Source organism: Streptomyces fuscigenes (genome assembly GCF_021556455.1).
GTDB lineage: Bacteria > Actinomycetota > Actinomycetes > Streptomycetales > Streptomycetaceae > Streptomyces > Streptomyces fuscigenes.
The window spans coordinates 1-14,686 of the sequence record NZ_JAKGCV010000105.1 but is presented as its reverse complement, the minus strand read 5'-3'; the positions used below and the strand labels follow the sequence as shown (position 1 = coordinate 14,686).

11 protein-coding genes and 1 pseudogene are annotated in these 14,686 nt (G+C 72.7%); 5 read left to right on the top strand and 7 right to left on the bottom strand.

What is annotated here, in order from left to right; translation table 11 throughout:
• Positions 1 to 365: 365 nt before the first annotated feature.
• The 3 genes from pta (at position 366) to pyk (ending at position 5,196) form a co-directional block, all read left to right on the top strand.
• The gene (pta, locus tag L1885_RS11800) at positions 366 to 2,453 is read left to right on the top strand and encodes a phosphate acetyltransferase (protein ID WP_235797020.1); all 2,088 of its coding nucleotides are present in this window, start codon (positions 366 to 368) and stop codon (positions 2,451 to 2,453) included.
• Positions 2,450 to 3,694: an acetate kinase gene (locus L1885_RS11795; protein ID WP_235797019.1), complete on the top strand. Its 1,245-nt coding sequence runs from the start codon at positions 2,450 to 2,452 to the stop codon at positions 3,692 to 3,694. The genes pta and L1885_RS11795 overlap by 4 nt, the downstream gene beginning before the upstream one ends.
• A 74-nt stretch (positions 3,695 to 3,768) precedes the next feature.
• Positions 3,769 to 5,196 (top strand): pyruvate kinase, encoded by a 1,428-nt coding sequence (gene pyk, locus L1885_RS11790; protein WP_235797018.1) that lies wholly within the window; start codon positions 3,769 to 3,771, stop codon positions 5,194 to 5,196.
• 156 nt (positions 5,197 to 5,352) lie between these two features.
• On the opposite strand, the gene L1885_RS11785 is transcribed toward pyk, so the two are convergent.
• The gene (locus tag L1885_RS11785; RefSeq protein ID WP_235797017.1) at positions 5,353 to 6,801 is read right to left on the bottom strand and encodes an aromatic amino acid ammonia-lyase; all 1,449 of its coding nucleotides are present in this window, start codon (positions 6,799 to 6,801) and stop codon (positions 5,353 to 5,355) included.
• A gap of 121 nt (positions 6,802 to 6,922) precedes the next feature.
• Between L1885_RS11785 and L1885_RS11780 the strand changes: the two genes are divergently transcribed.
• Positions 6,923 to 8,287 (top strand): MFS transporter, encoded by a 1,365-nt coding sequence (locus L1885_RS11780; RefSeq protein ID WP_235797016.1) that lies wholly within the window; start codon positions 6,923 to 6,925, stop codon positions 8,285 to 8,287.
• A gap of 102 nt (positions 8,288 to 8,389) precedes the next feature.
• On the opposite strand, the gene L1885_RS11775 is transcribed toward L1885_RS11780, so the two are convergent.
• The 5 genes from L1885_RS11775 to L1885_RS11755 form a co-directional block, all read right to left on the bottom strand.
• Positions 8,390 to 9,031, bottom strand: coding sequence for a hypothetical protein (locus L1885_RS11775; RefSeq protein ID WP_235797015.1), 642 nt, complete (start codon positions 9,029 to 9,031; stop codon positions 8,390 to 8,392).
• Between the two features lie 22 nt (positions 9,032 to 9,053).
• Positions 9,054 to 10,556, bottom strand: coding sequence for a hypothetical protein (locus L1885_RS11770; protein WP_235797014.1), 1,503 nt, complete (start codon positions 10,554 to 10,556; stop codon positions 9,054 to 9,056).
• Positions 10,546 to 11,169, bottom strand: coding sequence for a DUF6114 domain-containing protein (locus L1885_RS11765; RefSeq protein ID WP_235797013.1), 624 nt, complete (start codon positions 11,167 to 11,169; stop codon positions 10,546 to 10,548). Before L1885_RS11765 ends, L1885_RS11770 begins: the two co-directional genes overlap by 11 nt.
• A 129-nt stretch (positions 11,170 to 11,298) precedes the next feature.
• Positions 11,299 to 11,949 (bottom strand): DUF6230 family protein, encoded by a 651-nt coding sequence (locus L1885_RS11760; protein ID WP_235797012.1) that lies wholly within the window; start codon positions 11,947 to 11,949, stop codon positions 11,299 to 11,301.
• 730 nt (positions 11,950 to 12,679) lie between these two features.
• Positions 12,680 to 13,654 carry a tetratricopeptide repeat protein gene (locus tag L1885_RS11755; RefSeq protein WP_235797011.1) on the bottom strand — a complete coding sequence of 325 codons (975 nt, stop codon included), beginning with the start codon at positions 13,652 to 13,654 and terminating at the stop codon, positions 12,680 to 12,682.
• A 250-nt stretch (positions 13,655 to 13,904) separates the two neighbouring features.
• Between L1885_RS11755 and L1885_RS11750 the strand changes: the two genes are divergently transcribed.
• Complete coding sequence (locus tag L1885_RS11750) at positions 13,905 to 14,546, top strand: TetR/AcrR family transcriptional regulator (RefSeq protein WP_235797010.1); 642 nt, start codon at positions 13,905 to 13,907, stop codon at positions 14,544 to 14,546.
• Between the two features lie 62 nt (positions 14,547 to 14,608).
• Here L1885_RS11750 and L1885_RS11745 read toward each other — a convergent pair.
• Positions 14,609 to 14,686, bottom strand: a pseudogene (locus tag L1885_RS11745) (esterase); the annotation flags it as partial.

Genomic DNA, 14,686 nt, shown 5'->3' with positions numbered 1-14,686 from the left:
CCCGCCCGCCCGCTCCCGTTCGACCACTCCGGGAGCGCTGTGCACATGCGACCGCGTTAGTGTCAAGAGGGCACAGGGCCCCCACCGGCCCCGGCGACGGGACCGGGGCGCGAGGGCACGGGCACCGGCATCCGGCCGGCGCGCCGGACGGCGTGCCCGGGCGCGTGGCGGCGGCGCGCGGGGGCGCGGGGAGGTGCCCGCGCGAAACGGACGCCCGGACCACTCGTGGGGAGGGCCTTTCGCGGGAACCCGGCGTGGGTCCGGGCGCGGGCGGCACGATGAGGTGCGCCGGGTCGGGGGGACCCGTACCGCGAGGGTGACGCCGCCGGCGCACCGCAACGACTGGACGGATGAGGGGAGCACGCGTGACGCGCGGCGTGTACGTGACCGGGATCGACCGCGGGGACGGCCGTCAGGTGGTCGAGCTCGGGGTCATGGAGCTGCTGACGAGGCAGGTCGACCGGGTCGGGGTGTTCCGGCCGCTGGTGCACGACCGGCCGGACCGGATGTTCGACCTGCTGCGCTCGCGCTACCGCCTCTCCCAGGACCCGGACACCGTCTACGGCCTGGACTACGAGGAGGCCTCGGCCCTGCAGGCCGAGCTGGGCACCGACGAACTGGTGTCCCGCCTGGTCGACGGCTTCCACCGGGTGGCCAGGGAGTACGACGTGGTGCTCGTGCTCGGCACCGACTTCGCGGCCACGCAGCTGCCCGACGAGCTGGCCCTGAACGCGCGCCTGGCCAACGAGTTCGGCGCGTCCGTGATCACCGTGGTGGGCGGCAAGGACCAGCACGCCGAGTCGGTGCGGGCGGAGGCGCGCAACGCGTTCCGTGCCTACGAGGTGCTCGGCTGCGACGTGATGACCGTCGTGGTGAACCGGGTGACGGCCGAGGACCGCGACGCGATCGCCGACGGCCTGGCCGCCCAGCTGCCGGTCCCCTGCTACGTGCTGCCCGACCACCCGGCCCTGGCCGCCCCGACGGTGGCCCAGGTGATCCGCGCGCTGGGGGCCACCGTGCTGCTGGGTGACGACGCGGGCCTCGCCCGCGACGCGCTGGGGTTCGTCTTCGGCGGCGCGATGCTGCCGAACCTGCTGGGGGCGCTGACGCCGGGCTGCGTGGTGATCACGCCGGGCGACCGCGCGGACATCGTGGTGGGCGCGCTGGCCGCGCACTCCGCCGGCACGCCGCCGATCGCGGGGCTCGTCCTGACGCTGAACGAGCGCCCCGCCGATTCGATCCTGCGCCTCGCGGAGCGGCTCGCGCCGGGCACGCCGGTGGTCTCCGTCGTCGACAGCTCCTTCCCGACGGCGCGGCAGCTGTTCGCGCTGGAGGGCAAGCTGAACGCGGCGACGCCCCGCAAGGCGGAGACGGCGCTCGGCCTGTTCGAGCGGCACGTCGACACGTCGGACCTGGTGGAACGGCTGTCGGTGGAGCGCGGCACACGGGTCACGCCGATGATGTTCGAGCACGACCTGCTGGAGCAGGCGCGCGCGCAGCGCCGCCGGGTGGTGCTGCCCGAGGGCACGGAGGAGCGGGTGCTGCGCGCGGCCGACGTGCTGCTGCGGCGCAACGTGTGCGACCTGACGCTGCTCGGCGACCCCGACACCATCCGCAAGAAGGCCGCGGACCTCGGCGCGGACCTCGGCGCCGCGGAGCTGGTCGACCCGGCCACCTCGGACCTGCGCAAGCGCTTCGCGGAGCGCTACGCGCAGCTGCGGGCGCACAAGGGCGTGACGGTGGAGCTGGCGTACGACGTGGTGGCGGACGTGAACTACTTCGGCACCCTGATGGTGGAGGCCGGGCTCGCGGACGGCATGGTGTCGGGCTCCGTCCACTCGACCGCGGCGACCATCCGGCCCGCCTTCGAGATCATCAAGACCCGCCCGGGCGCCTCGATCGTCTCGTCGGTGTTCTTCATGTGCCTGGCCGACCGGGTGCTCGTGTACGGGGACTGCGCGGTGAACCCCGACCCTGACGCGGCGCAGCTCGCGGACATCGCCGCACAGGCCTCGGCGACGGCGGCGCGCTTCGGCGTCGATCCCCGGATCGCGATGCTGTCGTACTCGACGGGCGAGTCGGGCACGGGCGCGGACGTCGACAAGGTGCGGGAGGCCACCGGCCTGGTCCGGGCGGCGCATCCGGAGCTGCGGATCGAGGGCCCGATCCAGTACGACGCGGCCGTCGAGCCGTCGGTGGCGGCGACGAAGCTGCCGGGTTCCGCGGTGGCGGGCCGCGCGTCGGTGCTGATCTTCCCCGACCTCAACACGGGCAACAACACCTACAAGGCGGTCCAGCGCTCGGCGGGCGCGGTCGCGGTGGGCCCGGTCCTGCAGGGCCTGCGCAAGCCGGTCAACGACCTGTCGCGCGGCGCGCTGGTGCAGGACATCGTCAACACGGTCGCGATCACCGCCATCCAGGCACAGGCAGCACAGGAGGAAGAATCCGCATGAGCACCCCGGGCACACCCGCTCGCGTCCTGGTCCTCAACTCCGGTTCGTCGTCGGTGAAGTACCAGCTGCTGGACATGGCCGGGGACGAGCGGCTGGCCGCGGGCCTGGTGGAGCGCATCGGCGAGCGCACCTCCCGGCTCGTGCACACCCCGCTCGCGTCGGGCGGCGAGCGGCGGGAGCACACGGGGCGGATCGCCGACCACGGCGAGGCGCTGCGGGCCCTGTCGCGGGAGCTGGCGCGGGACGGCCTCGGCCTGGACTCACGGGAGCTGGTGGCGGTCGGCCACCGGGTGGTGCACGGGGGCCCGCGTTTCACCGAGCCGACGCTGATCGACGACGACGTGCTGGCGGAGATCGAGAAGCTGGTGCCGCTCGCGCCGCTGCACAATCCCGCGAACATCACGGGCATCCGCACCGCGCGCGAGCTGCGTCCCGATCTGCCCCAGGTGGCGGTGTTCGACACGGCGTTCCACGCGTCGATGCCGGAGCACGCCTTCCGGTACGCGATCGACACGTCGGTCGCGGACGCGCACCTGGTGCGCCGTTACGGCTTCCACGGCACGTCGCACGCGTACGTCTCGCGCCGCGCGGCACAGCTGCTCGGGCGGGCCCCCGAGGACACCAACGTGATCGTGCTGCACCTGGGCAACGGCGCGTCGGCCTCCGCGGTGGCGGGCGGCCGGTGCCTGGACACGTCGATGGGGCTCACGCCGCTGGAGGGGCTGGTGATGGGTACGCGCTCGGGCGACCTTGATCCGGCGGTGGTCTTCCACCTGGCGCGCGTCGCGGGGATGTCCGTCGACGCGGTCGATGAACTCCTGAACAAGAAAAGCGGGCTGGTCGGCCTCTGCGGGGACAACGACATGCGGGAGATCCGGCGCCGCGTCGACGAGGGCGACCGGGCGGCGGAACTCGCATTCGCGATCTACATCCACCGGTTGCGGAAATACATCGGCGCGTACTTCGCGGTACTCGGCAGGGTGGACGCGGTGGTGTTCACGGCGGGGGTCGGTGAGAACGCGGCCGAGGTGCGGGAGGCTGCCGTCGCTGGTCTCGAAGGGTTCGGCCTGGCGGTGGACGGCCGGCGCAACACGCTGCGCTCGCAGGAGCCCCGGCTCGTCTCGCCGGACGGTTCGCGGGTCGCGGTGGCCGTGGTGCCGACGGACGAGGAGAGGGAGATCGCGCGCCAGACGTTCGCGCTCGCCACCCGCGAAGAGGACCCTTCATATAAACACGCCTGAGCGGGGGGCCGCCCATTTGTAGTTTCCACCAGACGGAATATTCCGGCTGGAAACAAACCGATAGGATCAGCCTCATGCGCCGTTCCAAAATCGTCTGCACCCTGGGCCCAGCCGTTGATTCCTATGAGCAGCTGAAGGCTCTCATCGAGGCCGGCATGAGCGTGGCCCGCCTGAACATGAGCCACGGAAGCCACGAGGAGCACCAGGGCCGTTACGACCGCGTCCGCCAGGCAGCGGCCGACACCGGCCGCGCCGTCGGCGTGATGGTCGACCTCCAGGGGCCCAAGATCCGCCTGGAGACCTTCGCCGAGGGGCCCGTCGAGCTGGTGCGCGGTGACGAGTTCACCATCACCACCGAGGACGTGCCGGGCGACAAGTCCATCTGCGGCACCACGTACAAGGGCCTGCCGGGCGACGTGGCCAAGGGCGACCCGGTCCTCATCAACGACGGCAACGTCGAGCTGCGGGTCGTCGAGGTCTCCGGGCCCCGTGTGCGGACCATGGTCGTCGAGGGCGGTGTCATCTCGGACCACAAGGGCATCAACCTGCCCGGCGCCGCGGTCAACGTCCCCGCGCTGTCCGAGAAGGACATCGAGGACCTGCGCTTCGGCCTGCGGATGGGCTGCGACATGGTCGCCCTGTCCTTCGTGCGGGACGCGCAGGACGTGGTGGACGTCCACAAGGTCATGGACGAGGTGGGCCGCCGGGTCCCCGTGATCGCCAAGGTCGAGAAGCCCCAGGCCGTGGCGAACATGGAGGCGGTCGTCGCCGCCTTCGACAGCGTCATGGTGGCCCGCGGCGACCTCGCCGTCGAGTACCCGCTCGAGAAGGTCCCGATGGTGCAGAAGCGGCTCATCGAGCTGTGCCGCCGCAACGCCAAGCCGGTGATCGTGGCGACCCAGATGATGGAGTCGATGATCACCAACTCGCGCCCGACGCGCGCCGAGGCCTCCGACGTCGCCAACGCGATCCTGGACGGCGCGGACGCGGTCATGCTGTCGGCCGAGTCCTCGGTCGGCGCGTACCCGATCGAGACGGTCAAGACGATGTCGAAGATCGTCGCGGCCGCCGACGAGGAGCTGCTCTCGAAGGGCCTGGAGCCGCTGGTCGAGGGGCGCAAGCCGCGCACGCAGGGCGGCGCCGTGGCCCGCGCGGCCACGGAGATCGCGGACTTCCTCGACGGCCGGGCGCTGGTGGCCTTCACGCAGTCGGGCGACACCGCGCGCCGCCTGTCGCGCTACCGCGCCTGCCAGCCGATTCTCGCCTTCACCACGGACGAGTCGACGCGCAACCAGCTCGCGCTGAGCTGGGGCGTCGAGTCCTTCATCGTGCCGTGGGTGGGCACCACCGACGAGATGGTCGAGCTGGTCGACACCGAGCTGTCCAAGCTCCAGCGCTTCGGCAACGGGGACACGATGGTCATCACGGCCGGCTCGCCCCCCGGGGTCCCCGGCACCACCAACATGGTCCGGGTCCACCACCTGGGCGGCGCGCAGGGCTGACGCCCGCTCCGGCGGCGGCGCGCGATCCGCGCCGCCCGCCGACCGCACCGCATCGCACGGCGCAGCCGACGGGCCGCGTCCCTTCCGTACCCCACGCGGGTACGGCCGGGGCGCGGCCCGTTCGCGTCGGCGGGGTCCTCCCTCTCGCCCCGGACCTCAGAGGTCCGCGAGGAACGGGACGATGTTCTCCGCCGCGGCGATCTCCGCGGTCAGCGGATGGTCCTCGCGCACGAGCGGCAGCGCCTGCTGCGCCCGCCGCAGCGCCTCCGCCACCGGGGTGTCCGGCAGGTCCACGGGGCGCAGCGACAGCGCCCGCACCACGCCGACGAGCTCGCAGGCGAGGACCGTGCGGTAGGCGCTGACGGCCTCGGCCGTGCTGTGCGCGGCCTGGGAGGCGAAGCTCGCGTGGTCCTCCAGGCCCCGGGAGATGATGGCCGTGCCGAGGGTGACGGGCGCCGCCGCGTGCCGCAGCCGGCTGAGCGCGTCGTGCGAGACGTACTCCAGGATCATGATCCCCGAGCTGCCCGAGGGCCCGTCGGCGAGGAACGGCGCGAGGCCGGTCAGGTCCGGCTCCACCAGGTCGCTCAGGCGGGCGCTGGACAGCTCGGCCACGTGGTGCAGGGCGGCGCGCAGCCGGTCGAGCCCGAGCGCGAGGTGCGAGGTCGCGAAGTGGCCGTGGTGGTAGACGCGGCCGCTGTCGGCGTCGATGAACGGGTTCTCGGCCGCCGCGTTGATGTCGATCTCCAGGATGCCCCGCAGGGCGTCCGCGGCCTCCAGCGCGGGCCCCTGGACCTGGGGGAAGGCGCGCAGCCCGAAGGGGTCCTGGAGGCGGGCGCCGTCCGCGGGCTCGGCGTCGCCCCACAGCAGGCGGCGCATCTCGGCGGCGCACCGCACCGAGCCGGGGTGCGGGCGCTGCTCGTGCACACGGGTGGCGAACGCCTCGGGCGAGCCGTTCATCGCGACGTAGGACAGCGCGGCGACGGCGTGGCTCGCGCGCAGCAGCCTGCTGAGGTCGGACCAGGCGAGCAGGGCGGTGGCGAGGGTGGCGGCGTTGCTGGAGATGAAGGCGAGGGCGTCGCCGGGGCTGATCGGCACGGGTTCGAGGGAGCCGCTCCCCCAGGGCCGCTCGCCCGCGAGGGTCAGCGCGATCTCGGCGAGGGCGCCGAGGTCGCCGGTGCCGATGGAGCCGCGCGAGTGCGGGGCCGGGATGGCGCCGGCGCGCAGCGCGGCGGCGAGCGCTTCGAGGAGCCGGGGGTGGACGCCGCTGCCGCCGGCCGCGAGCTGGTTGAGGCGGATGAGCAGCGTGGCCCGTACCGTGTCCTCCGGGGAACGCGGGCCGGAGGTGCCCGCGTGGCTGCGCAGCAGGCGCAGTCCGTGCTGGTCGACGGCGTCCGGGTCGACGACCTCGTGGCGGTTGGCGCCGACGCCGGTCGTCCTTCCGTAGACGGCCCGCTTCGTCTCGCTGTCCCGTGCCACCCGGTACGCCTGGAGGGCGCGTTCCAGCGCCTTCGGGTCGAGGCTGACCGCCGCGCCGCGGCGCGCGACGCGGACGACGTCGTCGCACCGCAGCCCGCGTCCGTCGACGCGGACGTGGCTGGAGTCCATGCCGTTCACCTCCTTGACAACTATTCATTCATCAATGAGGCTCCATGAAACTTGTTATTCAGGACCTTGGCAAGAGGGCGGGCCCGGCGGCCGAGCCCCGCGGATGGGACCAAGTGGAACGATGCCTGATCACGACCTGACGACGCGGGCCGCACAGCCGGCCGGGGTTTCCTTCGACGACGCGCCCCTCAGCAGATTCCACCTGAAGATCACGGCGCTCACCTTCGGGGCGAACTTCTCCGACGGCTACCAGCTCGGCGTCATCGGGATCGCGCTGACCCTGATCACCCCGCAGATGCACCTCGGCTCGGTGTGGGAGGGCCTGCTCGGGGCCTCGGCACTCATCGGCATCTTCGTGGGCAGCATCACCCTCGGCTGGCTCGCCGACCGGATCGGCCGCCAGCAGCTGTACATGCTGAACTTCCTGCTGATCACGCTGGCCTCGGTCGCGCAGTTCTGGGTGCAGGGGCCCGGCCTGCTGTTCGCGCTGCGCATCCTGATCGGCATCGGCATCGGCGCCGACTACGCGATCGGCCCGACGCTCGTCGCGGAGTTCTGCCCACGCCGCCACCGCGGGTTCCTGCTCGCGTCGCTCACCGCCATGTGGACGGTCGGCTACATCTGCTCGTACTTCTTCGGCAACTGGCTGGTGGGTTACGGCGGCGACAGCTGGCGCTGGCTGCTGGCGAGCAGCGCGCTGCCGGCGCTCGTGGTGCTGCTGCTGCGGATCGGCACCCCGGAGTCGCCGCGGTGGCTGGTCAGCAAGGGGCGGCTGGACGAGGCGCGGGCCGTCGTCGCGAAGTACATCGGCGGGAACGTCGACTTCGCGTCGATCGTGACGCCGGTGCGTGAGGGCGGCGTCGCGCCGGCGGCGGGCGGGAGCGACGCGGCGGCCTCGTACCGGCGGCTGTTCTCGGCCGACCAGTGGCGCAAGACGGCCTTCGGCATCCTCTACTACAACTGCCAGGTCATCCCGTACTTCGCGATCTACACGTTCCTGCCCGTCGTCATGGCGAAGTTCCACCTCAAGGAGGGCTTCCTCGGGGACGGGCTGCTCAACGTCTTCCTGCTGCTCGGCAGCATCGCCGGGCTCTGGTTCACGGCCCGCTTCTCCCGCCGCGGCTTCGTGATCGGCTCGTTCGTCGTCATGGCGCTCGCGCTCGGGCCGCTCGGCGTGTGGCCCGGCGGGCCGAGCCTCGTGCTCTTCGTGCTGTTCCTCGTCTTCACCTTCACCATGTCCGCGGCCTCCAACCTGGACCAGGTCTACCCGCCCGAACTGTTCTCCACGGCGCTGCGCAGTTCCGGGGTCGGCCTGCTGAACGGCGTCAGCCGCATCGGCTCGGCGGCCGGCACGTTCCTGCTGCCGATGAGCATCGACCACTTCGGCTTCTCCGTGTCGATGACGGCGCTGGCCGTCTTCCTCGTCCTCGGCGCGCTCGTCTCGTTCGTCTGGGCGCCGGAGACCTCGGACGTCGTCCTGGAGTGAGCGGGCGGCGGGCCCGGCCCGGGTACCGGCGGGCGTACCGGGCCGGCCGGGACTCCGCCCGGTGCGGGGTCCGGTCGCGCCCGCGCGGGCGGGGCGCGCCGCTCACGCCTCCGCGCCCGCCGCCGACAGGTCGAGCGCGTCGGCGGCGGAGCCGTTGCGGCGGGCGTACCGCTGCTGCCACACGAGCAGGGGGCCCGCGACGGCCGGCACCAGCACGCCGGACATCCGCCGGCCGAGGGTGTCGAACGCGGTCGCCGCCAGCAGGGACGCGACGACGGACGCGGCGCCCGTGGCGCCCTCCACGACGGCCTGGAGGCGGGATCCCCGGCCGGTGGCGTAGCTGCGGACCAGGAACGCCGTCCCGGCGAGGTAGGTGAAGTTCCAGCCGACGCCCGCGCACACCAGGGCGGTCATCATGGCCGGTCCGCTCTCCTGCCCGGTCCCGCTCTCGTCCCCGGTCCCGCTCTCGTCCCCGGCACCGGCTCCGGCACCGGCTCCGGCACCGGCCTCGGCGGGGGCGGGCGCGTGCGGCTCGCGCGAGACCGTCAGCGCGTGCGGCTCGCGCGAGACCGTCAGCGCGAGGGGCACGGCGACGAGTCCGAGGAGCGCCACGAGCGCGTACGACCCGGCGAACTCGACCGGCGGCGCGCGTGAGGCGGCCAGCGCCGCGAACGGCCCGAGGAAGGCGGCGAGGAGCCCGGCGGGCACGCCGGTGGCCCGCACCCCGGGCGGGATGCGGGCCACCGGACGTCGCCGCGTGCGGCGTTCAGCCTATGGAGTTGTGCAGGCCCTTCATCGTCAGCGTGCCGCCGAACTGGCCCGCCTGGTCCACCTTGGCGTTCGTGAAGAACACCGAGGGGATCTGGATCGGCGGGGGGAAGTCCGGCGAGAAGGTGATCGGCAGCAGGCCGAGCAGGTTGCCCGACAGCTTCTCCGTGTACATCGTCACGGGACCGTCGATCGTGGACGTGCTGCCCGGCTTGGTCTGGATCTGGGTGTGGGTGACGATGTTGCCGTTGCCGTCCTTGTTGTCGACCGTCTGGTGCAGGTCGGCGATGGAGATCGAGTCGGCCGTGAACTTCATGACCCGCTTCGTCACTCCGGACGGCGTCGTGATGTCCACGAGCCCCCGGTAGCACAGCCCCTTGAGACCGAGGTTGGTGCTGCTCAGGTGCCATGCGTCGGTGGCCATCGGCGGCGCGTTCTTGTCCTGCGAGGGCGGCTTGAGGACGGGCAGCAGGTTGTCGCAGGGCCCGTCGTCGCAGGACCCGCCGTCCGCCTTGGTCTCGGCGCCCTTCGCGTCCGCGGTGGCGTCGCTGAACGGTATCCCCTTGGACGACAGCAGGTCCTTCATGGCCTGCGTCTTGGTGTCCGCCGTACTGGCCTTGGCCTTCGACAGGCCGCCCACGGTGCCCTTGACGGTCTTGCCGCCCGGGTCCGCGGTCGAGCCCTTCAGCAGGCCGCCGCCCTTGCCGCTGTCGCCGGCCTTCGCGTCGCCCGTCTTGCCGCCCGCGGGCGTCTTCGACGTGAGGCCGCCCAGAAGCGAGCCCGACGCGTCGTCCTTCGACGGCGCGTGGGAGGCCGACGGCGCCGAGGCCGACGGCGTGTCCGCGCTCGGCGTGGAACTCGGGGCCGGCGTGCTGGAAGGCGCCGGCGACGACGAGGACTTGCCGTGCACGCCGAGCAGGCCGCCCACCGCGTCGCCGAGCCCGCCGAGCAGGCCGCCGCCTCCGCCTCCGCTGCCGCTCCCGCTGCCGCCGCTCTGTGCGGGCGCGGACGACTGCGCCGGGTCGGGCGTGTGCGAAGGGGATGGCGAGGAGGGCGACGAGTCGCCCGCGCCGGCGCCCTGGGACGACGACGGGTCCGGCTTCGGGTCGGTGGACCCGCCGGGCTTCGTACCGTCGTCGCTCTTGCCGCCGCCCGCCTTCGCGCTCGTGCCCGGGTCCGGCTTCGCCGGCGACGAGGAGGAGGGCGAGGGCGAGTCCGACGCACTCGGCTCGTCCGAACGGCTCACGCACGGGTTCGGGTTCGCCGCTCCCGTGCCCGCGTCGGCGAGCGCCAGGCGGGGCGTGAGGCCCATGCCCACGACGACCGCCGTGGGCATGGCGGCCAGCATCATCGCCTTGCCGGCCGGCATGTGGAACTTCGTCAGGAGCTTCTTGCGGGGCGCCGCGTGGCGCGCCGCCGCGTGCCGCGGTCCCGCGGCTCTCCTGAACTCCTCGGCCGCGGCCGCGGCCGCGGCCGGGGACCCGGTCTCGTCATCCCGCACTGTGCCTCCCGCCCTTGGGCCTGGCCGTGCTGTCGTGGGTCTCGTCCGCCTCGTAGCCGTACTCGTACGCGCCCCCGCGAGGGGGCGGGAGCAGGGAGTCGGCGCCCGAGGGGCCCGCGTTCCTGAACACCGCCCCGGGGCTCTCGTCCTCGACCCGGCCCGCGAGCGGGTGTTCGGGCTCGGACGCGGTGTCCTGCGAGGGACGGCCGGGCGCCCAGGAGACGGAGAGGCAACCGCCGACGAGGGCGAGGAGGAACCCGACGACGAAGCCGCCCAGGTTGGCGACGGGGATGGAGACCAGGGCGAGCAGGATGGCGGCGACGCCGGCGAAGACCCGGACGATGGAGTGGAACCACATCGTCATGCCCAGCGTGAACAGCAGTACGCCGATGATCAGCGATCCTGCGCCCGCCGTCGTCGCCAGGGCGAGGGTGAGGTTGCCGACGTGGAGGTGGGCGTAGGGGAAGTAGGCGATCGGCAGTCCGCTGAGGAGCGTGAACAGCCCCGCCCAGAACGGCCTCTTGCCGCGCCAGGCGCGAAACCTCAGCCTCCAGTACCTGAACCCGCCGTCGCGCTCCGGGGTCACGAGGGTGTCCGCGGTCTCGGCGCTCATGGAAAACAGCTCCCTGGAACCGGCATTGCCGTGGTGGCATGCCATGAGATGGAGGGGTGGCGGACGGGACGCGCGGCCCGCGCGGGACAGCCGTCCCGCGCTCCGCCCGCCCCGCCCACCGGCGGATGCCTAGTAGCACCCCTTGTCGCCCGCGGCGAGATCCATGTGCAGACCGCTCAGGTTGAACGTGCCGGCCGTCGTGGCCCAGGCCCGCTGCTGCACACCCGTCAGAGTCGCGCTGTCCGCGTCCTGCGCGAACGAGCCGCCGTCGACCTTGTCCTTGTCGCCCGGCGCGATGCCCGCGTGCGTCCCGTCACTCGTCGTACCGGCCGCCTGGCCGATGTTGATGTTGTGGAAGGTCGCATCGGTGCTGTCGAGCTGGTCGAGGTCGATGTAGAGGTTCTCGGCCGTGACCGGGTGCTTGGCGTCCTTGCCGGCGCTCAGCGTCATGGTGACGTCGCCGAACCCCGGGATCGGCGCCACGACCGACTGGCAGAGGTTCGTGATGGTCGCCGTCTTGAAGCCGTTGACCGCGACGGGGTGGGCGGTCTTCTTGCCGTCCTTGCCCTCGACGCCGTAGTCGACGGCCGCGTACTGGGTGAACCCCGTGCCGTCGAGCCTTTCGGCCTTGACCTTGAAGTCCTGTCCCGACACGCTGAAGGACGCGGCGAGCGCCCCCTGCGACAGGGCCACACCGATCGCGGCCGTCGCGGCCACGCTCGGCACCATGACCACCGCGAAGCGCTTCCATCTGGTCCCACCACGTACTGGGGACTGCATGTATTTCCTCCTTCTCGGACGTACATCGCCATGCGGACGTGGGGACCGCCATGGGATGGGGAGAAGTGCTACGTCCTCGGAAAGAGAGCGCCCGCTGTGTCGTACGCGAGCCGCGCCGATCCACCGGTCGATCATCCCCCGAGCGACACCACTGGCCGCGCTGGCGCGCAACCGCCGGACAGGTCCCGCCTGTCGGGCGGGATCCCCCCTGTCCGGAGGATCGGCGTCCACGGGCCCGCCGATCCGCTCGGTGGGGACCCAAAGAGCTTCGGGGACACGACTGGTCGCCGCGCCGGTGCGGTTTGGACCGAGCGTCGACGATGCTGGTGCATTACGCGCCACGGCACAAGGGGTCTCGTTACCAGCCAGTAACGGACGGATAACCGCTCGGCGACCGAGTGAGACCGTCCGACCACACTCGGTGTCACCACCGGGGGGAACGACTCGCGGGATTCGGGGGCAAAAACGGTCAGACGGGAAACGGCGATTTACTGCGAGTAACAGCAGCCATATAGGTCAAGAATTGGCAAAGAACGGTTTCGATCGTCCCCATGTCGCCAAATCCGCACGAGCAAAGTGGAGGCGGACCCTCCGGCGGCACCGAATCGGCACATCCGCCACACGGGTCCGCCAACTCCTCTTCTGTCACAGGCGTCACAGTCGTAAAGCGCCCTGCCCGGAACGGCCCGTAGGCGGGCCGCAGGGCTCAGGATCCGGCCGGCCGCGGGACTCAGAACAGGACGCGTGCGAGGGCGGCGCGCGAGGCCGTCACCCGGGGGTCGTCGCCGCCGATGACCTCGAACAGCTCGAGCAGCCTGAGCCGCGCCTTCTCCCGGTCGTCGCCGGCCGTGCGGCGGACCGCGTCCACCAGCCGGGAGAACGCGTCCTCCACGTGACCGCCCGCCAGATCCAGGTCCGCGACGGCGAGTTGGGCGTCCACGTCGGCCGCGTTGTCCGCCGCCTCCTGCCGCACCCGCTGGGGGTCGAGCGCGCCGACCCGGTCGAGGAGTTCGGCCTGCGCGAGGCCGAGCTTGGCCTCGGTGTTGGCCGGGTCGTCGGAGAGCACGTTGCGGTACGCGCGCACGGCGCCGGGGAAGTCGCCGGCGTCCAGCGCCTGCACGGCCGCCTCAAGCAGCGCGTCGTAGGGGCCGGGGGGCGCGGCGGGCACCTCGTCGGCCTCCGGGGCGGACGCGTCGGCGTCCACCGCGATGCCGGTGAGCCCGAAGCGCTCCTCGCCGACCTGGATGAGCTGGTCCAGCGTCTCGCGGATCTGCTGCTCGGGCGCGGCGCCCTGGAACAGCGGCAGGGCCTGGCCGGCCACCACCGCGAAGACCGCCGGGATCCCCTGGATGCCGAACTGCTGCATCAGCATCTGGTTGGCGTCCACGTCGACCTTGGCCAGGAGGAAGCGCCCGTTGTACTCGCGGGCCAGCCGCTCCAGCACGGGGCTGAGCTGCTTGCACGGCTCGCACCACTCGGCCCAGAAGTCGATGACGACGGGGACCTCGGTGGAGCGCTGCAGGACGTCGCGCTCGAAGCCCGCCTCGTCGACGTCGATCACGAGGGCGGAGGGGGGCACGGCGGCGGGCCCGCCGTTGCGGGCGGCCTCGGCGCGGGCCTGCTCCGCCTTGGTCTTGGCCTCTCCGGCCGCCTTCACCGCGGCGAGGTCGACGACGCCACTCATGGACATGTTCCTAGGCTGCATGGGTACATCCTCCCCCCTCCGCGCGCGGTTCAGAAACTTCCCGGGGGCCCGCCCCCGGTCGCGGGCCCGGCGCCCCCACGGCGCTCGGCCCGCCCTGCTGTGGCAGCCGGTCCCCACCGGCGCCGCGTGGCTGTCGCTCGGGCCCTCGAAGGGGCTTTCGCTACGAGTCGTAGCGTAACTGGCCCGCGGTGGCCGCGGGGCGGATCACGGCATGACCTGGCTCACAGCGGCCGGCCGATAAGGTCGGCCCATGTCTACCCGTACGGGCCCCGAAGGTATGCACCAGGGACGCACCGGCCGGCCCCGCAGCCTCGCGGCCGACGCCGCGATCCTGGCCGCGACCCGGGAGGCGCTCGTCGACGTCGGCTGGTCGCGGCTGACGATGTCGGACGTGGCGGCCCGCGCCGGCGTCGCCAAGACGACGCTGTACCGGCGCTGGCCGGGCCGCAACGAGCTGGTCGTCGACGCCGTGGCCGTCCTCTTCGACGAGCTCGAACTGCCCGACCTCGGCAGCCTGCCGGCGGACGTCGAGTCGGTCGTACGGCAGTTCGGCGCGCTGCTGGAGCGGCCCGAGGCCAAGACCGCCCTGATGGCGGTGATCGCGGAGGCCACGCGCGACGAGGCGCTGCGGCAGCGCATCAGGACGGCGATCGTGGAACGGCAGAAGCGCCTCGTCGTGGCGGGCCGTCGGCGCGCCGAGGAGCGCGGGGAGATCCCGCCGCCGCCGGATGCCGAGACGGCGTCCCGGGACACGGACCTGATCTTCGACGTGGTGGCGGGCGCCGTCGTGCACCGCACGCTCGTCAGCGCGGAGCGGGTGGACGCCGACTGGGCCCGACGGCTGACCGAGCTGATCCTCACGGGCCTGTCGGCCCGGCGCACGGGCGGCTGAGCCGCCCGGCCGCGGCATCCCCTCGCGGGTGGGCCGGGCCGCGGCGGCTGCCGCATCGGAGGCGCCGCGTCCCACGCCGGTACGACATGGTCCTCCCTGCTGCGCAGCAGCAGCAACGGCTGCGTCACCCGGGGCAGCTC

Excerpts from the sequence above, each read along its gene's own strand:
- L1885_RS11795 (WP_235797019.1), top strand. The coding sequence starts at position 2,450 with ATGAGCACCCCGGGCACACCCGCTCGCGTCCTGGTCCTCAACTCCGGT.
- pyk (WP_235797018.1), top strand. The coding sequence starts at position 3,769 with ATGCGCCGTTCCAAAATCGTCTGCACCCTGGGCCCAGCCGTTGATTCC.
- L1885_RS11785 (WP_235797017.1), bottom strand. The coding sequence starts at position 6,801 with ATGGACTCCAGCCACGTCCGCGTCGACGGACGCGGGCTGCGGTGCGAC.
- L1885_RS11780 (WP_235797016.1), top strand. The coding sequence starts at position 6,923 with ATGCCTGATCACGACCTGACGACGCGGGCCGCACAGCCGGCCGGGGTT.
- L1885_RS11765 (WP_235797013.1), bottom strand. The coding sequence starts at position 11,169 with ATGAGCGCCGAGACCGCGGACACCCTCGTGACCCCGGAGCGCGACGGC.
- L1885_RS11760 (WP_235797012.1), bottom strand. The coding sequence starts at position 11,949 with ATGCAGTCCCCAGTACGTGGTGGGACCAGATGGAAGCGCTTCGCGGTG.
- L1885_RS11755 (WP_235797011.1), bottom strand. The coding sequence starts at position 13,654 with ATGCAGCCTAGGAACATGTCCATGAGTGGCGTCGTCGACCTCGCCGCG.
- L1885_RS11750 (WP_235797010.1), top strand. The coding sequence starts at position 13,905 with ATGTCTACCCGTACGGGCCCCGAAGGTATGCACCAGGGACGCACCGGC.